Raw genomic sequence first — 25,943 nt, forward strand, 5'->3', positions numbered from 1 at the left:
GGTTTTGTGAGTTTCGAACAAGGGAAAAACTTAAATGTAAACCATTGGAATCAATAGTAAGAGCCACGAAAGATAAAGATTTTCAGGCTAAACAATTTGAGGATTTTATTGATAGATAGATTAAAAAATAAAGTACTGCCTATTATACCTATTGGATATTCTTATAAAATTAAAGATTATTTAAAATCTAAATTAGGTAAGGCTTTAGATAATTTTTTTGATAAAAAGGACGAAGAAGTTGAAGAACATAACAAAGGAAAAGAGAAAAATGATCATTTAGAAAAAATTTCTAGAAATCCTGCTAACTGGGAAACAGACGATTCTAATTATGAAAAAGAAATTCTTGAAGATTATGGAAAAAATAGAAGGAGAACAAATATGGAGAATAGGTATAATAAAATGAAACCTTTAATGGTTTTTTTGGTCTAAAACATACAATACAGACTCTACTCGTCAAGGAATTTCCATCCTTGGAAATAGATTAGAAAAGAAAGTATCTCTGAGAAATTACACCTCAACAGAGGTAGATGTTAAAAAACATACTATATATTCCTTTTCAGGTTTCCAGGAAGAAAAAGAGCCTAATATAAATACCTGCTTCAGTTTCATAAAATATTATTATTCAGTGAATAACAAAAAGAGCATCAATCTATATGGAGATAAAATAGTACTTGATTTTGTTATAAGTAATATTAGGATAGTAAATGAAAATTTATCAAAATATAATGATATAGCATACTATCTAGAGCAGTCCAAAGCTTATGATGAGGGTGTTTTTCTTTTAGAAAAGATTGTTAATGAAGTGCCTAATAGAACAGTCGCCTATATTAATTTGGGCGATACCTATTGGGGCTTGGGAGAAAAACAAAAATGCAAAGAGGCATACAAGACCTATATCGAGCAAATGAAAACCAATGACAAAGCATCTAAAATTCCTAAACGTGTTATGGAGAGATTGAAATAAGTAAAATAGAGAAACAGTTTCTAAAATAGAAAGAAGAGGACATATACAATATTTTTAGTTCTTTTAGTCATTAAAGCAGTTGCTTTTTGTCAGGTAACCTGTGAAGAAGAACTTGGATAAAAAACTTTACAGCCAAAAAAGATTTAAACCTAAATAGCTTCTCTCTTCAAGATTCCAAAAGCTTTGATTATAGCAGTTTGTGGATTAAAAATAATGATTCATATTTAGGGTTTACAGGAAAAGAAAAAAGAGTATTTATAAGTTTCGATTCAATCACAAGAGACAAAAAAAGTAATAATTAAGATTATCAACCTTAATTATTACTTTTTAATTTCTATTGAATGATTTTATTTGTGAATTTCTAGAATAAATATAGTTGTCTAATACGATTTGTGATTAAAAAATTCGTATAAATTCATTGAATTATTTTTTCTTTATGCAAGGCAAAAAAATCAAGCATAGCTATAGCTACGGTTTATTTTTTAAACGAAGTAGAAAGGAAAAAGAAACGATGAATATGCGAAATTTTTAGTTATAAATCGTATAAGAGGTACAGAAGAAGGAGAAATATGAATCACATTAAATTTACAGGGATTAAACAAAAAGTTTGTGTAGTTTAAATAAAAAAACAAATAATTAATCGTGGTGAATTCAATAAAGAATAAGAAATATGTACAAAAGGAATTTTTTTATTCGATTTTGAGGAGCATTGTATCAAAATCCTGCGTCCATTGCGGATAGGTATTCCACCTAATATGTTGACCATCTCCTTTTTTTCTGGGGATGATATGAAAATGTAAATGAAAAACCTCCTGTTGTGCCTCAGCACCAGAATTGCTAATGATCTGGATATTGCGGATTCCTAATTTATTTTCATATAGCTTACTCACTTTTTTAACAGTAGTCATTACGGCCTTCAATTCTTTTTCAGGGATGTCAAAAATATTGGTGTAATGCTTTTTAGGTATAACCAAAGTATGGTATTTGCTAACTGGATGAATATCAAAAAAAGCATAGGTGTGCTCGTCCTCATATACTGTCCAGGATTTTGCTTCTCCTTTTGCAATTTTGCAGAATATACAGTTGTTCATAAAGCTTCAATTTGATTGATGTATAAGCATACCTAATGAAAATGTATTTGAAAATCAAATGCCTAGTACTTTCTTAATCCTATTGCCTAAGGAGTTTTTAACTTCTCCGGGTTTTTCATCTTCTTCAAAAAGGATTCCTTTTACATTAAGGTGATGTCCTACTTGTTCTTTACCGTAATCTTGCGTAAAACCTACTACTTGTTTTCGGTATTTACAGAGTTGACAATTCATATAGGCAGTTCCGGTTTTAGCTTCTCCTAATCGTTCATCAAAAGCTTTCATCAATAATTCATCAGTACCAAAAGGAGCTGTATATACATATTCCTGATCAGAAACCGAATCCATAGCTGTTACCTGACTATATATGCGCTCTAATAAAACTCCTGTAAAAAAGAAAAAAGGAATAACGATTGTACGTTTAAAACCTAGTTTTTCTATCATCCGCAGGGATTCATCTACTTTTGGATAGGCAGTGCCACTATAGGCAGTTGTAGCAAATCCGAAACCCATACCTTCCCAGAGCATACTGGTTAATTTACATACATCACTATTGGCATCAGGATCTGTGGTGCCTCTGCCCACGACAACGAGACAGGTTTTTTTACGGTTTATAGCTGTCAGGGTAGTTTCTGTTTCCTGAATTCGTTTTACGGCAAGATCTAGTAAAAATGAGTTAACACCTATATGTTTTCCCATAGTAATGGTAAGATCTTTGTGGTATCCCTGTATGGTGTTAAGTTCATATGGGATATCGTTTTTTGCATGCGATCCTGCAAATAAAATCACGGGAAGTGCATATATTTTTCGGATTCCGTTAAGATACATTCGTTCTACAGCAGCTTCATAGGTCGGGTGATTAAATTCTAAAAAACCATAATCTACTTCATAATCTTCTTTATAGCGCTCCTGAAGAATGCTTACTAATTTTTTAAAAGAAGTAATGGCTGCCTTTCTGCGACTTCCGTGACCGCAAAGTAATATACCTTCTTTCATATGTTTTTATTTATTAATGACGCTCATAAATTTCAACTAAAATTTAAAATAGATTTTTAGCCTGCGATAGCACACCAAAAAGTAGTTACTGTATCGGAGTTGCTCCAACCAGCAAGACAGCTGGCATCTGTAAATCACTATTTGCAACCAAATCCTGAATGGTGCCCAGAGTACCTGTTAATATTGCCTGATCTTCTCTGGAAACTCTGGATGCAATGCTTACGGGTATAGTAGGATCTTTACAGACATCTAATAACTTAGGAACGATCCTGTGTAAACTTTTAAGCCCCATATATATCGAAATTGTATTTCCTGCTTTGAGCATATGGGCGATCCCTGTTAATTGCTCAAAAGAATAATCAGCTGTATGTGCTGTACAGATGAGCATTGCATTAGATTTATTACGCTCGGTAATAGGAATATTGAAAATATTAGCAGCCGCCAATGCTGCAGAAATACCAGGAATTACCTCAAAAGGAGTATTTTTTTCTGTCAGATATCGTGCTTCTTCTGCTGCTCTACCATATACATAAGGGTCTCCGGATTTTAGACGAACAACTTTTTTGCCCAAGAGGTAGTTTTTCTGTAGTAACTCATTGATCTTTTTTTGTCGTGCTATCTGATCAGAAGTATCTCCAAATTTGCGTCCCACATATACGTTTTCTCCACGTTCATTAATTGATAAAATGCTGTCAGAAACGAGGTTGTCATGAAGAATGATATCAGCCTCTTTAATACGTTTATATGCTTTTACGGTTAATAATTCCGGATCTCCAGGACCGGCGCCTACAATTGCTACAGGATACATGATTAAATTAATTTTAATGGGTCTGGGTGTACATAGGTATACGCCAATAATTCTTTACTTTTTGTATTCGATATAATTTTATAAGTTACCTTTTCCTGCTTCCTGAAAGTTGGTGGAATCAGCCCTATTTTATTTGCTGCCAAGGTATAAAAATCTTTACGTAATGGATGCAGATCTGCGCAACCATTAATGATTTCTCCCCATATGTTTTTTTTGATAACCGCATTAACCAACCCAATGCAGTCATCTCTATGAATCACATTGATAGGAGCATTACCGTTTTGTACTTCTTTTTTGTTAGCCAGAAACCTACCGGGTAGGCGATCATACCCTATAAGACCGGATAACCTGATAATAGTAAGCCGATTCCCTAATTGTTGCTGTAATAGCTGTTCTGCAGATGCTACAGCTTTTCCTGATTCTTTTTCTGGTTGAATGATTATTGCTTCTGAAATTTTATCATTTGTATTTTGATACACAGAGGTTGAACTGATAAAAATAACTTTTTGATCAGTAGTAATATAAGGAAGAATTTGCTGTATTTGCTCCTGATATATTTCTATGATACCGGGAATCCTCTTAGGAGGAAAATTAATAACAATCACTTGACTATCCAGCAAAAAATTGACATAAGTATCTATAGAAGCATCTCCTAATTTTAATAAAAAAGGAATAATTTTTTGTGCTTTTAAGCCTGAGATTTTCTCTGATGTCGTGGTAGAACCTTTTACGGTAATTCCCTTTGATACCAGATCAATAGCTAATGGTAATCCCAGCCATCCACAACCTAGTATGCTTATATTCTTAACGTTCACACATTTATATTTTATGAATCCTTTCGTTATAAAATAGTTATAAAATCCAGAATTAGGAGTGATTACTTAGTCCTAATCACCTTGATAATTAAATAATTTTATAAACTATTTATATAAACTCCTGAATACTTATTTCATTTTCATTTTCTATTCTAATCTGATTAGATGGCATGGATAAATATACCTTGAGGATATGTTCCCAGGTATTTTCATCATCTTCTTTTATCCAAAAAGTTACTAAATGTTTTCCTTTTTTATTTTTCAGCCGTAATGCCTTGGTAAAGATAGCCTTTTTTTTCAGCCAAATGACTTCTGCAACACTTACTTTACGCTCGGTTACAGTCGATGAAACATCTTTGGTAATTCCCCCGATAGCAAGGGTTAATTGTAGTTGTTCTCCAGTTATTTTGATATCATATTTGTCACTATAATCTACTTTATGTGGTTGATCAATGATTTTGATATTCTGTTCTCCTGTTTGTATCCCTATTGATGTGGATTCCTGAAAGAAATATTGGAATAAAGGATATAGATGCTGGTCTGATGCAAAAGCCCGGGCGATTAATAGTTCTCCTATGGTTATTTCAGTTTTATACTTGAACAAGGGGAGTGCTGCCGTTTTTTCGTTCTCTGTAAGTAATATAGACCACCCTTCTTTGTAAAGCAAATATTCTTCTGCTGGTTTATTTTGATCCATATGAGATTTCACAATCGATACTGCCTTCTCTGGAGTAACATTTTTATACCAAAAATTACCAGGTTGTACAATCCAGGTGGGAGCATCTTCGCACCTGCCATTACATCTGGTTTTTATAGTGTGTGTATCATCCCATAATCCCTGATTACGAAGATATGCTCTGGCTTCTCGTATTGCCATTTCGCCTTTTGCTTTCTGACAAGAACCTCCGTCACAAAATTGAAATGTTGTCGTTACTTTAGCTATATTCTTTCCCATATAAAAAGTACATAAAAATTGGGAAAGCTTTAGAAAGAAAAATAAAGGATAGTCATAATAGTCCAGAAAAATATAGACCATTATCAAATCTATTTTTATATCTAACCCTTTACCCGAGAGTTTATAATAATAATAATAATTTATGGCAGGTCTCCTGACTTACGTACTACTACCGCCTTCCCATATAATACAGTGGCATTTTTGATAGTAATTTTTAAAACGTATTACAGTTGCGGGAACAGTTTTGGATTCTCACCAAATTCCCTTTTCATCTTTTATTTCTAAAAGAACCATAAAACTACAAACGAATATAGTTGTTTTATTTAAATAATGGATTGAATGAAATCCACACGTTTTGTTAAAGTTGCTTTGGGTAAAATCTGGATATTAAAATTTAAACTTTGATATACTTCCAGTAAATATTTGTGAATTTGAATAGCTTCTTCAATAGATTGAGGTCTTTGAGGGTCATTGGTATAAATTTCTTCCCAAAATGGAGCTAAAAATACAGTAGAGGCATAGTTGTTTTCAAATGGGAAGTTCAATAAATATTTGGGTATCGTATGAGATTTTGTTTTGAGATATGCAATAGTATCAGGTAATCCACGATCTACAAAAGTATATTCTTTAACAGGTTTTTGTAACTCGTTGATTGTTTGTTGATATACTAAACGAACAAACCCTAAAAGATCTCCCCAGGGAGTTTTATTATTACCTGTTTGCTGCTGGTCTTTAATTATTTCTCTTGATACTTCCCGAAAACACAAATATCCCTCTTTTTCTAATGCTCTGATTAAAGTAGTTTTACCCGTACCGGGGGCTCCGGTAATAATGTGTCTTTTATGCATTGTACATATAATAATAGCTTATGCTTATTAAGAAAACAAAGATAAAAGTTACTTTTTGATTGATTTTTGCAACAGTTTTGATCTCATAATCCTTAATCATCCTAGAATTAGTCCCTATATAGGGTTTTTCTACTAATTTGCCGTGATAATAGTTAGGTCCGCCAAATTTACAATCCAGAATTGCTGCCAATGCAGCTTCAGGATACCCTGCATTAGGACTTGCGTGTTGTTTTCCATAGTTGATTACAAATGGTATTTTATGAAGTTTTGCGGTAACCAATAGCATTAAAAAAGCAGTTATTCTGGCAGGAATATAATTGACAATATCATCGAATCGGGCGGCAAATTTCCCAAAGCTAATATATCGATCGTTTTTGTATCCAATCATAGAGTCCAGTGTATTGATCATTTTATAACTCATTGCTCCAGGTATTCCCAATATGGCATAATAAAATAATGGGGCGATGACCCCGTCACTTAAATTTTCTGACATGGTTTCAAAAACAGCTGTTTTTATCTGTTGTTCATTCAATTGAGCTGTTTGACGACCTACAATCCAGGATAATCGATTTCTTCCTTCGTCTAAACCTTGTTCTAAAGCTTTAAAAACAGCCGTTCCTTCATCGATAAGACTCTTATTTGCGAGTGCATAAAACACAAAAATTGTCGAGAAGATATAATACAGTATAGGGTATGATACTACTATTTTTTGCACAAGATAGAAGAATAAAAAAGTACTACTTAGTAATAATAGTGTGAGCAAGAGTCCTTTTAGAAAAATAAAAGAACCGCTATTCATTCTTTTTTCACCAAAAGCAATACAATTACCAAATATCCGAATAGGATGTGGTAATTTCCTAGGGTCGCCCAATATCAGATCAAGAATATATCCTAAAATTAAAGGAATTATTATAAATGTATACTCCATTCTTTTAAGGCATTGACTAGTAATTTGTTTTTTTGAGGGTTCTGACTTGCAATCCTTATATAATGGGCATCCAAATTTCTAAAATTGGAAGCATTTCGTATCAATAATTTATGAGTGTATGCCAGATAATCCTTGAGTGTTGAAGCTTCCGGAGTTTTCAGTCTTACCAGAAAATAATTGGTTTCAGAAGGAATAACCGTAAAATGATCTAGTGCATTGATTTGTTCCTGCAAAATTTTACTATATCCTAGAAGTATTGTCATATCTGGAGAAACTGTAGTATAGTTATCAAAGATATACTTTCCTGCCTCTATTGCCATTATATTAACAGTCCAGGGCATTTTAAGCTGTTTTAGTTTTTTTTCGATTTCAGGATTACATAAAATATACCCTAATCTCAATCCCGGGATAGTGAATAATTTGGTTAGTGATTTTACGATGATAAGATTTTTAAAATACTCTAATAAACCAATACATGATGTTATCTGTTGCGTAAAGTTGATATAAGCTTCGTCAATTACAAAAGTGGTATCCGGAAATTTGATTAACAACTCTTTTATTTCTGACATTGTATTGCTCAAACCATCTGGATTGTTAGGATTACAGATGAATACTAAATCCTCTTTAAAATCAGTATTATTTACATCAGAGCGTTTATAGTAGGAAAGGTTTATTTTATTGATGGCACAGGCATCTTCATATTCAGAAAATGTAGGCATGGCTATTGCTGCTTTTTTACCATGGAATAGGGTTGCAATGATATAGAAAGCTTCAGTTGCACCATTAGTGACTACAATATTTTGAGTTTCTAGTTGATGGTAGGTTGCTATTTTTGCAGCCAATTCATCTGCATTTGGTGTTGGATAGTTTGCTATTAGAGGTAACTGTTTTTGAAGATGGGATATTAATTTATCGTTTGTTTTTTCGTACCAGACATTAGAGCTAAAATTAGCTTTAAATGCTAGCCCGTAGCGATACCCATCATCCCCGTGTCCGTAGATCATTGTGTATACTGTATTTCAGAAATTATAGTCTCGATATCGATATGTGTTTCTAATAGATTAGCAAGTCTATCATAATTATCGTTTTTATAGACTTGGTAATCAAAGGTTTTTTTGTTTTTTCTAGTAGAGAATTTACTCAATACATCTTCAATAACTACAGGATTATCCAAAATGCCATGAATGTAAGTACCCCAGCAATTATCAGTTAGATATCCTTCTGATTGTTTTCCGATTTGATTGAGAGGAGCTTTATTTTTACAAGTGGTTTCTCCCATATGAATTTCATAGCCTGTACAGATTTCAGGATTTTCTTTAAACTTAAAATTACATTGTGTGGTCTTTTTTTCTGAGGTCAATCGTGTCCTAATCGGAAGAATTCCTAATCCGGGAAGCCTTTTAATAGTGCTCTCTACTCCCTGAGGATCTTCGATAAAATCCCCCAGCATTTGATATCCTCCGCAAATACCAATAATCATTTTTTGAGATTGATGCGCTTCTAAGATCGCTTTTGCAATGCCTTTTTCTCTTAGAAACAACAGATCCTGGATTGTGTTTTTACTACCAGGAAGTATCATAATATCTGCTTCTCTGATATTTTTGGGATCATTAGAATAAAACAAATGTATTCTCGGATCTTTTTCTAATACATTAAAATCAGTATAATTAGAAATATAGGGGAGTAATATAACTACGATATTAATACTTCCATCTACAGCTGTTTTTTTCTTTTTTTGTAGTGCTACAGAGTCTTCTTCTTCTATATAGATATCAGATGCGTAAGGAACGATCCCTAAAATGGGAATTCCTGTTAGTCGTTCCAACATATTTTTACCATCATCGAATAAAGAAACATCTCCTCTGAATTTATTAATGATGATTCCTTTTATCAATTCCTTTTCCCAAGGTTCTAATAAGGCTATTGTACCATATACACTAGCAAAAACTCCTCCTTTGTCAATATCCGCGATGAGGTATACATCTGCGCTTGCCGCCTGTGCCATCTTCATATTCACAATATCACGGTGTTTTAGATTAAGCTCACTAATACTTCCTGCACCTTCTAGAATAATAGGATTATATTGTTCCTGTAACCGAAAGAATGCGGTTTTAGCTTCTTCGAATAGGTGTGTTTTATTATTTCCTAAAAAATATTCTTTGATGGTTTGATCTCCAATCGGTTTTCCGTGTAAAACTACCTGAGATTTATTTACGCCGGAAGGCTTCAGTAAAATAGGATTCATGTCTGTGGTGCAATCTATTTGACATGCTTCTGCCTGTACTGCCTGTGCTCTTCCAATCTCCAAACCATCGGGGGTTACAAAACTATTGAGCGACATGTTTTGTGCTTTAAATGGGGCTGGGGTATATCCTTTTTGTTTTAAAAGTCTACCAATCCCTGTGACTAGCATGCTTTTTCCAACATCAGAACCCGTACCCACAAACATAATAGGACGTAATTTTTTCATTCTATGTACTAAATGAATTATACCATTTGTTGTTTGAATTTACTCGATTATCGAGATTTAAATCCTCCGAGGTTTGCCTCGAAATCAAAATATTTTTTTTCAATAAATGCCTCGTGGGCCTGCCCCGAGGTAGTTTACTACAAAAGAAAAATTATGTTTTTTTTAGTGAAGAAGAAAATCAAATATAGCAGGGCTATGGTTTGTTTTTATTCTAAAAATAAGGTAAAAAAAAGACATATTATCTCAGTAAATTTAAAGGCTAATTGGTGTTAACTTCAAAAGTAGCAAATAATACAATTATAGCGTTTCTAATTTGACAGAATAAAAAATAGGTTTTTACTATAGGTTTTACTTATACCATTTTTGCTTTAAAATTACCCAAATAAAATACAGTTGTTTTTTCTTTAGGTAAAAAAAGAAAAGTTCAGCATAGCTTACGGTTAATTTTTATTTTGAAGCATAAGGGGGAAAAGAACAAATTTTAGTGGGTAATTTTAAGGTAGAAATGGTATTACTTTAATTTATACTATCTTTAGATGAAATTACCTGCTAGAATCATTTCTTTTTGTTTCTCGCCTGAATTAAAAAATAATTTGATTCGGTTTACGATGATATCATCTAAGAATTAAATTACTTTGAATTTAAATAACAAAAGATTAAAAATCTGTAGTACAGATATACAATAAAAAAAACCGATCAAATTTGATCGGTTCTCTATCATAATCTTTACTCGATAATCGAGATTTAAATGCTCCTAGGCTCGCCTCGAAATCGAAATGATTTTTTCTAATGAATGCCTCGTGGACTTGCCCCGAGGTAGTTTACTCGTGTATTTTATGCCATTGCATTTTGCGGTGCCCATTGCGAACATAACATTCCGGGAGCAGCTTTTTGCGGATTTGCACATTCATTAGTTTCGTATCTTAAGCAAGTAACGCAATTACGATCGTCTTTAAGTACAGCTTTCATCTCAAAACTATCACAAGTATAACTACTACTTACTTTTACTCCGTGTACTTTGCACGTGTTATTTGTCATTAAATTTTCACAGTTCTCACAACTGTTTCCTAGTCGTATAGCCATTTCTTTAGGTTTTTAGGTTTATCTAAAATTACAGATATAGCTAGCTAGAAACAATATAAATAGCTGTTTGAAGCTATTTTATATTTAGATTGTTTAAAAAGAACATATAGAGTTAAAAACTACGATTATGCGATTATTTTCTTCATCTATAGGAAATTCAAAAAAATGATTAGTCTTAAAAAAAATCGTTTTTTTAAGACTAATCATTGAATGTTAACTTAACGTCTGTAAATACTTCTTAATGCATTTACATCTTCTCGAGAAAGGCTTGTATTACCAATAAAACAAGCTGTCATTATTGAATTCATAAAGTTATCATCACGCACAGTGCCACTTACAAAATTGGCATCATCGCTACCTTCGTCAAATACTTGTCTTGGATTTACATTCTGACAACTATTTCTTGTTCTAAAATCAGAATGTCTGAAACCGATACTATGCATTATTTCGTGTATTAAAACACCACGAAGTTGTCTGTTATTTGGAGCACTGGCAGAGATGAAACCTCCTGGGTTTCCATTAAACATAGAACCAGCAAAACCATCAATAGGACCATTGCCAATTGAAATAGATGTTTCAACATCAAATATAGTAGAATTATCTCCTAAAATTTCCCATCTTAAATTGAGATTTAGATTGTTAAGTGCTCCAACGGCTGCTCTTAATGCTCTACGATGATTGGGTAAAATAGGATTCGTTTCTCCTGTTGCACTGTCAGAACCATTATCAATTCTTACTCTGATTATACGCTGGCCATTTCTTCGAACACCAATAGAAGGATCAACTCTGGTATTTCTGATATATGCCCTTTCAGTATTATTGGTCTCATCCAACAGACTAATCTGCTTGTCACTAATAAAAATATCATCAGCTAACCATCCTTTTATGACTTTACCATTAGAAACTGTAATCTCTTTTCGAGTAACAAAATCAGGGTTAAAATTTAACTTTCGTAATTTGGTAGCGACATCTTCAGGTACATTGTTATTAGAAACTGTAATAATTTCTGACTGATTGGAATTTTGTTCTGTTTCAATATCATCTTTTTGACAAGAAAATAAGGTAGCAGAAATTAGTACAGAGGTTGTAATCAATTTTAATGATTTCATGTAAGCGATTTTTTAATTTATATTATAAGTTTAACTGTATCTTAAACACCCTTGTTTTGATTTACCCTACCTTAAAATTTTCTTAGGCACTTTTGATTTGTAGTAATTTTCTGATTTTCAGCAGCTTTACGAGTATGTTAAAATTGTCATAAATTCGAATTATGAATAGTTGCGAATTGATTAAAACTAATTTTTTGAAGAAATAAAGTTACATTTTAAAAGGTTGAATTCAAGGGAGATAATGTGATAACATGCACAATATTGGCATACATATTTATTTTGAAACTCCGGAATTATAAACATAGTAGCATTTCAATATTACTGGTATACCGTATAGAGCCTTTTGAAAGAATTGATAGTCGAATAATTGATAAATAACGACAAGTGGCTACATGCTAATTTCTAACATTGAATTTCACGAAAATAACGCCTGTATAAACCTTTGTGTATTAAAAATCTATTCTAAAAGATACATTAGGCGTAAATCCCAGCGATAATATATCTAATTCTGCACCTTCAATCGTATCTTCTCCTTCTATTATACCAACTCGTCGATCTAATATATTTTTTCTATCATATAAATTAATAAAGGAAAGGGCAATTTTAGCTCTCCATTTACTTTTCTTTGAAAGGTTGAATCTATAAGAAGTAGAAAAATCGAGACGGTGGTATGGTTGCAAACGTTTACCATTAATATTATCCGAACTTACAGAAGTTTCTTGATCCAGAGGGGTGTAGGGTTTTCCTGTTCTAAAATTCCAACCTAATGAAAATTCAAAATTTCCTAAAAGATAAGAATGTATCCATGATAAATTATGTGTTATATCAAAAGAGCCAGTAAAAAATTTTCCGTTCTCGAATTCTTGATAACTAAATTTTTGATCTATATAAGAGTACGTAATCCAGGTATTATATTTGTCAAGTTTTTTCTTGATTAAGAGATCAGCCCCATAGGTGCGTGAGGTACCGAAACCATCTATAAAGGGATCTCCAATAGCGTTAAAGAGATCTTCAATTCCGTTACTTTTTTTATAATATCCTCCTAGTTCGATAAACCAATCTTTTGAATTCCAAATGAAATCGGTACTAATCTGATCACTTTTTATAACAGGTTCTACTAGTTGTGATCTCAATGACCAAATAGGAAAATCGATAAAGAAAAAGTCTAATAACTGCGCTGGTAGTGAATTGATTATCTGATGTTTACGCTCTACTCTTATATTGGTAGTTATGTTTTTAAAAAGTGGAAATGTCATACCTAATCTTGGTTCCAGAAAAAAACGATTCTTTAATGAAAAGTGATTTGCTTTCATTCCCAAACTTAAGGATGCCTTATTCGTTATATTAAAAATATTCTCTATATATCCCGCATTTGTCTCATTCTTTTCTGTGATACCCGGAAAAGGGTCGTCCTCATCATTTGTCGTAAACAAAAGTTTGTCTGTTATACTTATTTTAGAATAATCATAACCTGCTAGTATCTTATACTTTTTATACACTTGCCATTCTGAATGAAGAGAAACTCCGAAATCAGTAATGTCGTTTTCTATAGAAAACTTATTTCTAAATTCTAAATCTCCATTATCAATTTCAAAAAATTTGCGATCATTTACGTGTTTTAATTGAGATTCTGTATAGTATATATTTGTAGTTAAAGATAAATTTTTCTTCCATTTTTTCTTCCAATTAACTCCGCCACCCGTGTTTTTACGTATAAAAATGTTTTTAACGGTAGATTCAAAAAAAGGTTTAGTGAGAAATTCTCCAGAAGACAAAAAAGTTTCATCATCCACTCCATCTTCAAATAAAAACCCACTGGCTGTAAGTTTGCTGGAGTTAGTAAAATCAGCTATTATTTTTGCCGTATAATCCTGATAATTGATATCATTATTAATTCTAACCAGGTCTTCTGGGTCAAAAGCATCTTCTAAAGACAAACCAGAAAATCGACTGCCAAATACCCTGGTTTGATATTGATCTGTGGTGGGTGTATTAATAAGTTCTGTAAAGGATTTTCTGCCGGCAATAATAACCCCGATATTTTGTCCTAAAGGGAATTCCAGATATGTATCTAAGTGGGTCAGGTTACTACCAATACCAAATCCAATATCTTGAGTAACTTTATTTTTTGACTTGATATCGATTATACCCCCAATTCTACTATCATATTGTAGATCAGCAAAACCTCGGGATACTTTTACACTTTCTGTGACATATGGGTTGAAAGCAGATAATAAATTAAAAAAATGACCGGAATTATAGATTTTAATTCCATCCCATAATATGAGGTTTTGATCAGAATTACTACCCCGGATAAAAAGTTCAGAGGCTTTCTCGGTACTACTCTCAATACCAGGAAGAAATTGGATAGATTTTAAGATATCGGGTTCTATCAGACGAGGTAAAAGGCCAAGCTTACTTGGGTCCAACACTACAGATCCAGAAAGTTTTTCTCTAGAAAACCCCCGAGTTACATACTCTTGTATCAGGACTTCCTCTAGTTCATTATTACGCTGATGTAAGTATATTTTCGTACACTTTTCACCACGTAAATCACTAATAGCATACTCAGCATCTTGATATCCTAAAAAACGAATCCTTATGGTATCCTTTTCATGTTGTTTCAGATGTAAGTAGGAATATCCTTGATCGTCACTGGTTACAGTTCCTCCAGTGATTTTTTTCCATAAGACAGCTCCTTCTAAGGGGGCAATTGTTTCGCGATCCAGTAATTGTATACATATCTGATTCTTACTTATGGATTTATCCCTTATTATGTAGAAACGTTTATCTATTTTTTCAAAAAACAAAGAGGTTTGTGATTGTATCTTTTGCAACACATCCTCTAATAATAATTCTCCAATAATTTTGACATTCTTATCTTCTGTAATCTCAGAGATAAATGAAAATTTGACCTCATAAATATTTTCCAGAGAATACAGTACTTCATCCAAAGGTGTATTTTGATAATTGAGAATAGATTTTTGTTGTGAGAATACCTTAGAATCACAAAAAATGATTACTAAAAATAAACTAATAACCACATTGATTTTCATCGAGTACCAGAATTTTTTCGAAAACTTACTTGATTGTATTTAACTTAATATTAACGATTAATATTGTTTATTTGATCATATAAAGATATTTATAATTTTTTTGAATTTAACAAGGAAATATGTTTTGAGTCAATATAACGTATTTTATTCAAAAACGATAAAATAGTAAGAAAGTGATAGTATAATAAGGGTATTTTTTTGTAATTCATAAAAATTTTTCAAATTTATTTTATTTTTTATTATTTTTAACAAAACTAAGAGCTTTTGTATAATTTGTTTTTAGTTAATAAAATGAAAATTTACAGTTCTATAACTACCATTAAGAATAAACTTTTGATAGTTATATAAATGCATCCGCTTGTTTTGAGATTTGTGCACTCAATCTAATAGGTATAGAGAACTAACTGATTAGTGAGAAAACCATTTTAATTAATATGTAGAGTACTTATTTTGACTTTTTGGATTAACTAAAAAAATCAAGAATTTATATAGAATTTAAGTTATAAAAAAAAGTCTGGATGGGTCTAATAATCTTAAAACCTAAAATCATGAGCACTTTTAAAATAATAATCTTTTTTATAAGTACAGTTACTTTACTTGTTTCTTGCGAAAAAGAGAATGAATTTATAGATAGTCAATTGGCTGTTAGAAACACATCTTTTTCTATAGATGAATTAGTATCTGAAATAAATAATGATACCTATTTGTACTTCCAACTGCTACAAATACAGCAAATGAATACTGAAAAAGAATCTGAAGAGTTGACGTATTTATTCGAAGATATGGCGGCTAAATATAACATTGGAGACAGTTTGGATGATCCGGAAATAACTGCTGTTTTTATAGATACTTTTTTCTCCTTGTTTGAAAAAATAAGAAATAGTGATATTGAAGAAAAGTCAGGATCTGTTCTGTCTATTGATCCAAACTGCTTTGCAGGTCGTCACAGTTGTTGTGGGTTGTTTGGAGAAGCCAAAACTCGTTGTTTTGAAATATATTGCCCAGATTTAATAGTTCCTATTTGTATATAGAATACATTCAAGATAGAAAATGACACTATCATTTTAGAGCAGGATGTTTAATGGTTTTTATCCTGCTTTGTTTTATAAAACTACCATTAAAATTTGTAGCTTTTTATTTGAGAAATGATATGAGTATTTTAAAACCAGAAGTGGTATTATATTGATCTATTTTAAAAAAAAATCCATATTTTAAGAGTAGTTGTTTTATTCCCGTAGATTTAAAAGGATACATGGTATTAGGCAAAGCTACAAAGGAATGGATTTATAGTCTTTTTCAATGCCATAAAGACAATACGTTAAAAATCCATTCTAAAAGATAGATTTGGTGTAAAACCAAGTGACAATACATCAGAGGAGATCTCACCATCACTTGAACGTTGTTCTGTTGCCCTGCGAGCCAATACATTTTTTCGGTCATATAAATTGATGAAAGAAAGTGCTATTTTTCCTCTCCATTTACTGTTTTTTGATAAAGTAAACCTGTAAGAAGTAGAAAAATCCAAACGATGATATGTTGGTAATCGTTTACTATTAAGTGTTCCATATTCAATTTCAAAAAATCCAGTATCTATATTAATTTCATTAGAGAGTACTGGAGTATAAGGAAGCCCAGTTTTGATATTCCATCCAAGAGAAAATTCAAAATTCCCTAAAAGATAGGAGTGTATCCACGCAAAATTATGGGTGATATCAAAAGACCCGGAAAATGACTGTTCTTCCTGTTCTTCAAAACGAAGTTCTTGATCAATATAGGAATAGGTAATCCAGGTACTGTATCGATCAAAATTTTTCTTAATCAATAGATCCCCACCAAACGTACGAGATGTACCAAAGGAGGAATTATCGTTTTCTCCTATAGCATTAAAAGTATCTGCTCCATCTATTTCTTTGTAGTACGATTCTAACTCAATAAACCAGTCTTTTTTGTTGATGATCAGACCGGTACCAATCTGATCACCTCGCAGAACAGGGCCATAAGAAGGAGTTCGTAATATCCAGGACTGAATATCTACAGAAAAGAATCCTAATATGCCAGTAGGTATCAAGTCTACCACCTGATGCTTACGTTCTCCAGTAATCTTAGCATTTATCCCTTTAGCAAGAGAGAACTCCATCCCAAGTTTTGGCTCTAAGAAAAAACGATCCCTCACAGAAAAATGATTTCCTTTTAGTCCCAGATTTATTGAAACTTTATTACCAATATTAAAGGTGTCTTCTATATAAACTGATTGTGTCTCATTTTTTTCTTCTGCACCTTCCTCGAAGGTAATCTCTCCATCAATTAAATTTTGTCTGGTCTGCATATCAGTAATTTTTATGCTAGAAAAATCATATCCTGTTATAATTGTATGTTTTTTGGAAGGAGTCCACCTAAAATTAGCAGAGCCTCCAAAATCTTTTAATCGATCCTCGTATATGTCTTCAAGATTTAGCACGTTGTCTTGATTATTGAGATTTACGGCTCGATTTATATTTATATGCTCAAGTTGAGTATCTGTATAGTATCCATTGGTGGTTATAGAAAAAGTATCTCCCCATTTTTTTTCCCAATTGATACCTGCTCCTCTATTAAGAGTGAAAAAATCATCGATAGTTATTACCTCAAAGGTAGCAGAAGGATTTGTAGAAGCGGATCTAATGATATCACTATTGGTTTTATCTTCGAATAAAAAACCACTGGCAGTTAGCTTACTCGAATCTGTCAAATTCGCAATGATCTTTGCAGTAAAATCCTGGTAATCGATAGTTGTATCCACTGTAACCATTTCATCGGGACTAAAAGTATTCTCAAAAGAAAAACCTGAGAAACGATTTCTAAAGATCCTTGTGTTATACATATCTGTAGTAGGCGTATCAATAAGATCAGTAATAGATTTTCTGCCAGATACAATAACTCCTATCTTATCTCCCAGAGGAAATTCCAGATATGCATCTAAGTGAGTTAAATTGCTGCCAAATCCGAATCCAACATCTTTAGGAACCTTATTTTTTGATTTTATATCGATAACTCCGCCGGTTCTGCTATCGTATTGTAAGGCGGCGAAACCACGAGATACCTTTACGCTTTCGGTAACATATGGGTTAAAAGCAGATAACAAATTAAAAAAGTGTCCAGAGTTATAGATCTTAATACCATCCCATAATATCAGATTTTGGTCAGAATTACTACCTCGGATAAAAAGCTCTGAGGCTTTCTCTGTCGTACTCTCAATTCCTGGAAGAAATTGAACAGATTTTAAAATATCTGGTTCTATCAGTCGTGGCAAAAGTCCAAGCTGACTAGGGTCTAAAACTACAGATCCGGATAACTTTTCTTTAGAAAATCCCCGGGTTACATACTCCTGTATCAATACTTCCTCTAATTCCTGATTGTTCTGATACAAATAGATTTTTTTGCATTTCTCATTACGTAAATCACTAACTGCATATTCTATATCCTGATACCCTAAAAAATGAATGCTTATGGTATCTTGTTCTTCTTGTTTTAGGTATAAATTAGAATATCCCTGATCATCACTGGTTATAATAGTTCCACTACGTTTTTTCTTTATAGAAGCTCCTTCTAATGGTATGATCGTTTCTCCATCCAATAATTGTATACACAGTAGATTTTGATTTTGAGACGCATCTCTTATTACATAATACCGATCGTCTATTTTTTCAAAAAACAGGGAGGTTTGCGATTGTATTTTTTTCAACACCTCTTCTAATAATAATTTTCCAATAATTTTAACATTCTTATCTTTTGTAATCTCTGAATTAAATGAAAACTTAACTTCGTAAATCTTTTCCAAAGAATGTAAAACTTTATCCAAAGATATGCCTTGGTAATTAAGAGAAGGGGAGGGCTCTTGTGAGAAAATTTTAGAATCACAAACGGTGATTACCAAAAGTATAATAATGATTACGTTGATTCTCATTGGGTTGGGTTCAATAGTTTTATAAATCAATAGCATGTTTAACTTAATATTAACTTAATATATTGTTCTGTTAATTAGATATATAGGATTATTAGAAAAATAGTTGTTCAATCATCATTTTCTCATTAATGTTAGAATAAATTGTCGTTAACACAATGAAATAATGATATTTCGATAGATTTCGTTTAGATTTTAAATTAATTATTCAAAATAACTTACTATTAATTAACAAGAATATTGTTTAATTCATTCATATACTACTGAATAATCTCTAAAAATCGGTTCGAATAGATATATTGGGAGTAAACCCCAGCGATAATATATCAGAGTTCAAAGCACCATCTTCTGTTATCGGTCTAATACCAGCTCTTCGAGCCAAAGCATTTTTTCGATCGTATAGATTTATTAGCGAAAGTGCTATTTTTCCTCTCCACTTACTACTTTTTGAAAGGTTAAATCGATACGAAGTAGAAAAATCCAAGCGGTGATATGTTGCTAATCGTCTACTATTTACTTCTCCAAATATGATTTCAGATGTTCCATTCTCATCTGGTGAACTTAACATTGTTGGTGTATATGGAAGTCCTGTTTTGATATTCCATCCCAATGAAAATTCAAGGCCTCCTAAATGATATGAGTGTATCCAGGAAAAATTATGTGTAATATCAAATGGCCCTGTAAATTGTCCTTCCCGGTCGTCCAAGCGTAGTTTTTGATCAATATAAGCATACGTTATCCAGGTACTATACTGATCAATTTTTTTCTTAATCAATAAATCGGCACCAAAAGTGCGGGATGTACCAAATGAGAAAGTATCGTTATCTCCTATAGCATTAAAAATATCTACACCATCCATTTGTTTATAATAGGATTCTAACTCAACAAACCAGTTTTTTTTATTAATGAGAATACCAGTACCTATTTGATCCCCTATTAATACTGGGCCATAAGAAAGAGTTCTGAGTATCCAGGATTGAAAATCTACCGAAAAAAACCTTGATGGGACAACCGGCCTTAAATCCATAACCTGATGTTTACGTTCTGCTGTGATTTTTGCAGTTATGTCTTTGTGAAAAGAGAATTCCAAACCAAATTTTGGTTCCAGAAAAAGACGATCTCTGGTAGAAAAATAGTTTCCTTTAACTCCTAAACTTAACGAAATGTTATTTTTCAGATTAAAAGCATCTTCTATATATGCAGCATGAGTCTTATTATTTTCATTAATAGTATTTTCAAAGATAGTCACCTCATTAATTATATCTTTTATTTGATTGTTATTTACAATCTGGATATTAGAAAAGTCATATCCTGCAACAATAGTATGTTTTTTTGAAGGATTCCATTTCAAAGAAATTGAACCCCCAATGTCTTCTAATTGATCTTTAAATGCAGTATTTCTATCGACTAAGATATTGCTCTGATCGTTAATGTCTAAAACCAAAAACCTATTTGTAAATTCAAGATTAGTATCTGTAAAGTATCCATTGGTATTTATAGAAAATATTTCTCCCCATTTTTTTATCCAATTAAGACTTGCTCCTTTGTTTTGAGAAGTAAAAACATCCATATCTTTGGTTCCAAAAGAAGGATCTGAAGTTATTGGTTCTGACGAAAAAAGAGTAGTATTGTCAACACCGTCTTCAAATAAAAATCCACTAGCGGTAAGCTTACCAGAATTATCAAAATCTTTAATTATCTTGAGGGTATAATCTTGATAATTAATAGTGTTATCAATGAGAAAAAAATCGTTAGAATCAAAAAAATCCTCAGCAGGAAAACCTAAAAACCTATTTCTAAAAATTCTGGAATTATACTCATCAGTCGTTGGGGTGTCTATAAGTTCTGTAATGGATTTTCGACCAGAAAGGATCACTCCAATTTTGCTCCCCAGAGGTAATTCCAGGTATGTGTCTATATGCGTGAGATTACTGCCGACCCCAATTCCTATATCTTTAGGAATCTTGTTTTTTGATTTTATATCGATTATTCCTCCAACCCTGCTATCATATCGTAAGGCTGCAAAACCACGGGACACAGTAACACTTTCAGTAACAGATGGATTAAAAGCAGATAATAAATTAAAAAAATGTCCGGAATTATAGACCTTGATGCCATCCCATAATATCAGATTTTGATCAGAATTACTGCCCCGAATAAATAGTTCCGAGGCTTTCTCTGTCGTACTCTCAATTCCTGGGAGAAATTGAACAGATTTTAAAATATCCGGTTCTATCAGACGTGGTAAAAGTCCCAGCTCAGCAGGATCTAAAACTACAGATCCAGATAATTTTTCTTTAGAAAATCCACGGGTCACATACTCTTGTATCAATACTTCTTCTAATTCCTGATTATTCTGATACAAATAGGTTTTTCTACATTCCTCATTACCTAGAAGATCACTAATCGCAAATTCTTTATCCTGATACCCTAAAAAATGGATGTTGATCGTATCTTTTTCAGATTGGTGTAAACTTATATAAGAATATCCCTGATCATCACTGGTTACTATAGTTCCTTTACGTTTTTTCTTTATAGAAGCTCCTTCTAGTGGACTTATGGTTTCTCCATCTAATAGTTGTATACATAATTGGTTTTGATTTTGAAATTTATTTCTTATTATATAATACCGATCGTTTACTTTTTCAAAAAACAGTGAAGTTTGCGATTGTATTTTTTTCAACACCTCTTCTAATAATAATTTTTCGGGGATTTTAACATTCTGATCTTTTATAATCTCTGAATTAAATGAAAACTTGACTTGGTAAATTTTTTCCAGAGAATGTAAAACTTTATCCAAAGTAATATTTTCAGAATCCCGCTCCTGTGAGAAAGTCTTCCAATTATAGGGGTTGATCGTAAGAAGAATAAAAACAACTAATAAAGTTTTCATTAGGTATAAAGAGTATCTAAATCGAAAGTAATATAATATAATTAAATTGAATTTTAAATATGTAATGTTGTTTTTATTAAACCTTTCAAATTATGAAAATCGTCTATTTCCGACTAGACACCATATACAAAGATATATCTATTGTTATAGAGAGTATTGTTATAGAGAGTTTTTCCTGTATGTTTTTGGAGAAATTCCTACAAACCTTTTAAAGTATTTTATAAAATAGGAAGAGTCTTCAAACCCTATTCTAAAAGCAATTTCACCTATTTGCAATGTTGTGAACCTCAATAATCTTTGCGCTTCCAGAATAATCCGCTCTGATATTAACAAGGATGCAGGTTTATCAACGACACTTCTTGTTATAGTTGATAGTGTTTTTGAGGAAATATTAAGCATTTGCGCATATTCACTTACAGAAAGTCCGTTTTGATAATTCTCTTCGATAAGTTCTTTATATTTTGCAAATTGAAGCTCATAGTGATTGTTGAACTGTAAACGTACATTTCCATCTTTTTGATGGATGCGTTCCAGATTTATTAGTAACGATTTTAATGAAAAGCGAATGATGTCTTCGTACCCAAACATTCCTTTTTGAGAAAGTTCTTTTCTAATTAGATCTAAATATGCTGTAGCAGTCTTAGAAGTTTCTTGGTCGATACTATAGCAAGGATTTTCTTGAGAGTTGAATATGTTGTATTTTAAAAAAATATCAATATCACTATGCATAAAGAAGCTCTCATTAAAATGAATGAGACACCCTTGTACATCCAGATTGTTATCAAAAGCATGTATATGATCTTTTGAGATAAACAAGATCATGTTTTTTTTTATCGTATAGGTTTTGAAATCTATAATATGTTCTCCTCCTTCCTCATAAAACCAAATAATTTGATAATAACTATGAGAATGAGCAATTGCAGCTTTTTCTGCACTTTTTCTTCTATATTCATTTAGGTCATACATCTCAAACTGAAGTTTCTCTGGATGCGCCTTATGTAAGTGATATTTTTCTAATTTAATATTCGGACTAGTCACTAGAATATGCTTAAAAAGGTTTTTATCAAAAATACAATTACTAATTTATTAAAAAGAGATTATCTATTGAATACTAAAAAAATGATGAAGTTTATAACTTAGAAGTTATGCCAACCTTAGATGAAATCACCGTACACTGAATCACATTATTTTTTATTTTGAAAGGTGAAACAAAAAGAAATGATTTTAGGAAGTGATTTAATTTGAGAATGGTATTAATACTATTCCAAGTGCCTATCAGTGTATTGAAAAAAGCATCAGTGTGTTTGATTAATTATAAGGTTGTCTGTTGTAGTTTTTATATTTCTGCATAGGCAGATAGCAACAAGATGAAATTTGTATGAGGTGCTAAAAAGTGCTTACCGCTTCAAAAAAAGTACTAAAATTAATCATATAACTTACTTACTCGATAATCCAGACTTAAATGCGAGGATTGCCTCGAAATCATTTTTTTTCAATAAATGTCTCGTGGGCTTGCCTCGAGGTAGTTTACTTTCTTTTCTGATTTTTTTTAATCGTTTTATTTTGAGATTACTTTTTGAGCAGCTCTTATACCACTATAAATAGCCCCATCCATATATCCTCCATAAAATGGAGAGGTTTCTGCTCCAGAGAAAAGAAGCTTACCATTAAGATAAAAACTTTCAAATTTTGAATCTCCATACCTAGGACTCATATAAATTGATTTAATACTATCACAGGAAGTATTTCGGTCTTTTGACCAATCTTTTTCTTGATAACTAATATAATTAAGCACTTCATCTCCAAGATATTTTTGTAAATGATCCAGAATTCTTGTTTTACGTTCTTTTTTAGATACGTCTCGAAGCCCTTCATTAACAAAACCCATTAAAGAATATGTTTTTTCTTCAGCATCACTATGATCATACAATTCTGTAACCGCACCTACCTGACCAATTAATGTTCCTGAAAAATTCTGATCCCTCCAAAATGGGGTTTTAAATGTAATTCCAACTTTGATTGCATTGCTCATCCATGTATGCGTTTTTTCCATTACTTTGGATAGCGATTTGGGAAGTTCTGGAGAAAAAGAAACACGTGTTGCAATACGTGGAGGTATCGTAATAATTACTTTTTCTGCCTCGTAATTTCCATTGTCGGTTACTACGGTTAAGGTATTATCTGCTGCTTCTTTTATTTCCAAAACGGTTGTAGCAGTTTTTATGATATCATTTTGTATTGATGCTAATGAATCAATCATAGCCTTAGAACCGCCTGCAATCCTAAAAGCAGAAGGGGAATTAGGATCATTCTCAAAATAATGTGCAGGCGCCATTGTATTATAGACCAAAACACTTTTTCCTTTACTATATTGATAAAACTTGCCTATTTCTAAATCATCAAGTAAGCTATTTACATTTTGATGATGATCTTGAAACCAGGTAGCTCCAAAATCAATACCATTTTCTGTCAAAATGCGTCCTCCGATACGATCTCTTGATTCTAAAATAAGAATATCAGTCTCACCTAGCTTATACAGTATATAAGCTGTAGTGAGACCTGAAAGACCTGCTCCTACTATTATATATTTAGCAGTGTTTTTTGTCATTATCCTTTCATTAAATGAGTACCATGTACTACAGCAGCACCCGCTCGTAAAGCTGCAGCGACAAAAGTTACTTCAGCCAATTCTTCTTCTGTAGCTCCTGCTTTTATCGCGTGATCTTTATGGATTTCAAGACAGTAAGGGCATTGTGTTGTCAATGCTACAGCTACAGCTATAAGTTCTTTGTATTTTTTAGGAATAGCACCATCTGCCAGTGCTGCTTGATCTAATCCCTCAAAAGCCTTCATTGCTGCTTCAGCATTTTTTCCTAGTGTTCCTAATTTGCTTAGGTTATTCATATTATACATGACTAATTTTTTTTAAAGTTTATATAATTAAGCAAAGCCATTTTTATGACTTTGCTTTTTGTTGTTATATGTTGATTTTTAATTTCTACCAGACATAACACCTCCATCAGTATCCCAGATGGCACCTGTTACCCATCCTGCTTTATCAGAAAGGAGATAAGAAATTGTGTCCGCAACGTCTTGTGCTTTTCCATTTCTACCTATTGGATGGAATCCATGAAAGTCCTGAAGCGCATCATGAGCTTCTTGTTTTCCTCCAAAAACACTTTCATAAACGGGCGTTTCTACAACTGCAGGAGAAACCGCATTGACTCTAATTTTATGATCTGCCAGCTCCATAGCCAGATGTTGAGTAAGTGAGTGTAATCCTGCCTTTTGCATAGAATATGCAGAAGAAGGTGTTGCTTTTACGGCTTGTTTTGCCCACATAGATCCTACATTCACAATAGCTCCACCTTCTGTAGTACTCATTTTTTTGGCAGCAGCCTGTGTAATAAAAAAGAATCCTCGATTTAGGTCTTGATAAGAATCATAATCTGAAACGGTGTGATCCAAAAATGATTTAGGACCAAAAATACCCGAAGCATTTACCAGATAATCCAAATTATCCCAACTGTTTACTGTTTCATTTAATGCTGCTACCTGAGAGGCATTAGTAATGTCTATTTTGTGAGTATGTAAATTGCCAGAAGACTCATTCTTAAAACCTTCAAGTTTATTGTCATTAGTACCAACAACATGTACTTCTACTCCTTCGCTCAATAAATTTTCTGCAGTTGCTTTTCCGATACCACTACTTCCTCCTATAATTAATGCTCTTTTACTCATAATGATTATTTTTTAAATTCTTGAAATAAATTATTATGAAGGCAAAGATATTCTGATAACTCCTGAGTGGGTAGTGTAAAAAAGAAAATGAATGGTAATTTTAGGAAATGATATAATTTAAAGTGAAATATAAGTAGGAAAAAAAATGTTTTATATTGATTATCAAAGTACTTTGAAAAAGACATGCTTTTTTAAGTAAAGCTAAGAAAATAATATGTTAAAATTTTAATTTGACAGTAGGGTTTGTTA

The 25,943-nt window shown here is 32.2% G+C and carries 21 protein-coding genes and 1 riboswitch; of the genes, 3 read left to right on the forward strand and 18 right to left on the reverse strand.

Annotated elements, in window-relative coordinates; all coding sequences use genetic code 11:
• The first annotated feature begins 108 nt into the window (after positions 1-108).
• Both F0000_RS13035 and F0000_RS13040 read left to right on the forward strand, forming a co-directional pair.
• Positions 109-429 carry a hypothetical protein gene (locus F0000_RS13035; protein ID WP_223148900.1) on the forward strand — a complete coding sequence of 107 codons (321 nt, stop codon included), beginning with the start codon at positions 109-111 and terminating at the stop codon, positions 427-429.
• A gap of 196 nt (positions 430-625) precedes the next feature.
• Positions 626-964: a M48 family metallopeptidase gene (locus F0000_RS13040; protein WP_149625165.1), complete on the forward strand. Its 339-nt coding sequence runs from the start codon at positions 626-628 to the stop codon at positions 962-964.
• A 689-nt stretch (positions 965-1,653) separates the two neighbouring features.
• Here F0000_RS13040 and F0000_RS13045 read toward each other — a convergent pair.
• The 12 genes from F0000_RS13045 to F0000_RS13100 form a co-directional block, all read right to left on the reverse strand.
• Complete coding sequence (locus F0000_RS13045) at positions 1,654-2,055, reverse strand: HIT family protein (protein WP_149625166.1); 402 nt, start codon at positions 2,053-2,055, stop codon at positions 1,654-1,656.
• A gap of 54 nt (positions 2,056-2,109) precedes the next feature.
• The gene (locus F0000_RS13050) at positions 2,110-3,048 is read right to left on the reverse strand and encodes a sirohydrochlorin chelatase (RefSeq protein ID WP_149625167.1); all 939 of its coding nucleotides are present in this window, start codon (positions 3,046-3,048) and stop codon (positions 2,110-2,112) included.
• A gap of 85 nt (positions 3,049-3,133) precedes the next feature.
• The gene (gene cobA, locus F0000_RS13055; RefSeq protein ID WP_149625168.1) at positions 3,134-3,856 is read right to left on the reverse strand and encodes a uroporphyrinogen-III C-methyltransferase; all 723 of its coding nucleotides are present in this window, start codon (positions 3,854-3,856) and stop codon (positions 3,134-3,136) included.
• A gap of 2 nt (positions 3,857-3,858) precedes the next feature.
• Positions 3,859-4,671 (reverse strand): SDR family NAD(P)-dependent oxidoreductase, encoded by an 813-nt coding sequence (locus F0000_RS13060; RefSeq protein WP_149625169.1) that lies wholly within the window; start codon positions 4,669-4,671, stop codon positions 3,859-3,861.
• 109 nt (positions 4,672-4,780) lie between these two features.
• Positions 4,781-5,626, reverse strand: coding sequence for a ferredoxin (locus F0000_RS13065; RefSeq protein WP_149625170.1), 846 nt, complete (start codon positions 5,624-5,626; stop codon positions 4,781-4,783).
• A 126-nt stretch (positions 5,627-5,752) separates the two neighbouring features.
• A riboswitch (cobalamin riboswitch) is annotated at positions 5,753-5,936 on the reverse strand.
• A 13-nt stretch (positions 5,937-5,949) separates the two neighbouring features.
• Entirely contained in the window at positions 5,950-6,474 is a 525-nt protein-coding gene (locus F0000_RS13070) for an AAA family ATPase (protein ID WP_149625171.1), read from the reverse strand.
• Positions 6,467-7,402, reverse strand: a complete 936-nt coding sequence (cbiB, locus tag F0000_RS13075) for an adenosylcobinamide-phosphate synthase CbiB (protein WP_149625172.1) — start codon at positions 7,400-7,402, stop codon at positions 6,467-6,469. Before cbiB ends, F0000_RS13070 begins: the two co-directional genes overlap by 8 nt.
• Positions 7,384-8,406: an aminotransferase class I/II-fold pyridoxal phosphate-dependent enzyme gene (locus F0000_RS13080; RefSeq protein WP_149625173.1), complete on the reverse strand. Its 1,023-nt coding sequence runs from the start codon at positions 8,404-8,406 to the stop codon at positions 7,384-7,386. The genes cbiB and F0000_RS13080 overlap by 19 nt, the downstream gene beginning before the upstream one ends.
• On the reverse strand, positions 8,403-9,872 hold the full coding sequence (locus tag F0000_RS13085) for a cobyric acid synthase (protein ID WP_149625174.1): 1,470 nt from the start codon (positions 9,870-9,872) through the stop codon (positions 8,403-8,405). Before F0000_RS13085 ends, F0000_RS13080 begins: the two co-directional genes overlap by 4 nt.
• A gap of 834 nt (positions 9,873-10,706) precedes the next feature.
• On the reverse strand, positions 10,707-10,955 hold the full coding sequence (locus F0000_RS13090; protein ID WP_149625175.1) for a hypothetical protein: 249 nt from the start codon (positions 10,953-10,955) through the stop codon (positions 10,707-10,709).
• A gap of 218 nt (positions 10,956-11,173) precedes the next feature.
• The gene (locus F0000_RS13095; protein WP_149625176.1) at positions 11,174-12,064 is read right to left on the reverse strand and encodes a M57 family metalloprotease; all 891 of its coding nucleotides are present in this window, start codon (positions 12,062-12,064) and stop codon (positions 11,174-11,176) included.
• A gap of 449 nt (positions 12,065-12,513) precedes the next feature.
• Entirely contained in the window at positions 12,514-15,120 is a 2,607-nt protein-coding gene (locus F0000_RS13100) for a TonB-dependent receptor plug domain-containing protein (RefSeq protein WP_149625177.1), read from the reverse strand.
• 548 nt (positions 15,121-15,668) lie between these two features.
• Between F0000_RS13100 and F0000_RS13105 the strand changes: the two genes are divergently transcribed.
• Positions 15,669-16,151 (forward strand): hypothetical protein, encoded by a 483-nt coding sequence (locus F0000_RS13105; RefSeq protein ID WP_149625178.1) that lies wholly within the window; start codon positions 15,669-15,671, stop codon positions 16,149-16,151.
• Between the two features lie 287 nt (positions 16,152-16,438).
• Here F0000_RS13105 and F0000_RS13110 read toward each other — a convergent pair whose 3' ends face one another.
• From F0000_RS13110 to F0000_RS13135, 6 genes are all read right to left on the reverse strand, one after another.
• The gene (locus tag F0000_RS13110) at positions 16,439-19,063 is read right to left on the reverse strand and encodes a TonB-dependent receptor plug domain-containing protein (protein ID WP_188112118.1); all 2,625 of its coding nucleotides are present in this window, start codon (positions 19,061-19,063) and stop codon (positions 16,439-16,441) included.
• Positions 19,064-19,334: 271 nt separating this feature from the next.
• Positions 19,335-21,953 (reverse strand): TonB-dependent receptor plug domain-containing protein, encoded by a 2,619-nt coding sequence (locus F0000_RS13115; protein WP_149625180.1) that lies wholly within the window; start codon positions 21,951-21,953, stop codon positions 19,335-19,337.
• A 159-nt stretch (positions 21,954-22,112) separates the two neighbouring features.
• Entirely contained in the window at positions 22,113-22,991 is an 879-nt protein-coding gene (locus F0000_RS13120; protein WP_255452720.1) for an AraC family transcriptional regulator, read from the reverse strand.
• 520 nt (positions 22,992-23,511) lie between these two features.
• A complete protein-coding gene (locus F0000_RS13125) occupies positions 23,512-24,561 on the reverse strand; it encodes an NAD(P)/FAD-dependent oxidoreductase (protein WP_149625181.1) in 1,050 nt (349 codons plus the stop codon).
• Positions 24,561-24,857 (reverse strand): carboxymuconolactone decarboxylase family protein, encoded by a 297-nt coding sequence (locus F0000_RS13130; protein ID WP_255452721.1) that lies wholly within the window; start codon positions 24,855-24,857, stop codon positions 24,561-24,563. The genes F0000_RS13125 and F0000_RS13130 overlap by 1 nt, the downstream gene beginning before the upstream one ends.
• A gap of 87 nt (positions 24,858-24,944) precedes the next feature.
• A complete protein-coding gene (locus tag F0000_RS13135; protein ID WP_149625183.1) occupies positions 24,945-25,694 on the reverse strand; it encodes an SDR family NAD(P)-dependent oxidoreductase in 750 nt (249 codons plus the stop codon).
• Between the last annotated feature and the right edge of the window lie 249 nt (positions 25,695-25,943).

This window comes from Aquimarina sp. RZ0, assembly GCF_008370685.1.
Lineage (GTDB): Bacteria > Bacteroidota > Bacteroidia > Flavobacteriales > Flavobacteriaceae > Aquimarina.

Bases quoted from the DNA above. Each gene is read 5' to 3' on its own strand.
- F0000_RS13070 (WP_149625171.1), bottom strand. From the start codon at position 6,474: ATGCATAAAAGACACATTATTACCGGAGCCCCCGGTACGGGTAAAACT.
- F0000_RS13085 (WP_149625174.1), bottom strand. From the start codon at position 9,872: ATGAAAAAATTACGTCCTATTATGTTTGTGGGTACGGGTTCTGATGTT.
- cbiB (WP_149625172.1), bottom strand. From the start codon at position 7,402: ATGGAGTATACATTTATAATAATTCCTTTAATTTTAGGATATATTCTT.
- F0000_RS13135 (WP_149625183.1), bottom strand. From the start codon at position 25,694: ATGAGTAAAAGAGCATTAATTATAGGAGGAAGTAGTGGTATCGGAAAA.
- F0000_RS13090 (WP_149625175.1), bottom strand. From the start codon at position 10,955: ATGGCTATACGACTAGGAAACAGTTGTGAGAACTGTGAAAATTTAATG.
- F0000_RS13095 (WP_149625176.1), bottom strand. From the start codon at position 12,064: ATGAAATCATTAAAATTGATTACAACCTCTGTACTAATTTCTGCTACC.
- F0000_RS13045 (WP_149625166.1), bottom strand. From the start codon at position 2,055: ATGAACAACTGTATATTCTGCAAAATTGCAAAAGGAGAAGCAAAATCC.
- F0000_RS13115 (WP_149625180.1), bottom strand. From the start codon at position 21,953: ATGAAAACTTTATTAGTTGTTTTTATTCTTCTTACGATCAACCCCTAT.
- cobA (WP_149625168.1), bottom strand. From the start codon at position 3,856: ATGTATCCTGTAGCAATTGTAGGCGCCGGTCCTGGAGATCCGGAATTA.
- F0000_RS13110 (WP_188112118.1), bottom strand. From the start codon at position 19,063: ATGAGAATCAACGTAATCATTATTATACTTTTGGTAATCACCGTTTGT.
- F0000_RS13050 (WP_149625167.1), bottom strand. From the start codon at position 3,048: ATGAAAGAAGGTATATTACTTTGCGGTCACGGAAGTCGCAGAAAGGCA.
- F0000_RS13130 (WP_255452721.1), bottom strand. From the start codon at position 24,857: ATGAATAACCTAAGCAAATTAGGAACACTAGGAAAAAATGCTGAAGCA.
- F0000_RS13065 (WP_149625170.1), bottom strand. From the start codon at position 5,626: ATGGGAAAGAATATAGCTAAAGTAACGACAACATTTCAATTTTGTGAC.
- F0000_RS13100 (WP_149625177.1), bottom strand. From the start codon at position 15,120: ATGAAAATCAATGTGGTTATTAGTTTATTTTTAGTAATCATTTTTTGT.
- F0000_RS13125 (WP_149625181.1), bottom strand. From the start codon at position 24,561: ATGACAAAAAACACTGCTAAATATATAATAGTAGGAGCAGGTCTTTCA.
- F0000_RS13080 (WP_149625173.1), bottom strand. From the start codon at position 8,406: ATGATCTACGGACACGGGGATGATGGGTATCGCTACGGGCTAGCATTT.
- F0000_RS13105 (WP_149625178.1), top strand. From the start codon at position 15,669: ATGAGCACTTTTAAAATAATAATCTTTTTTATAAGTACAGTTACTTTA.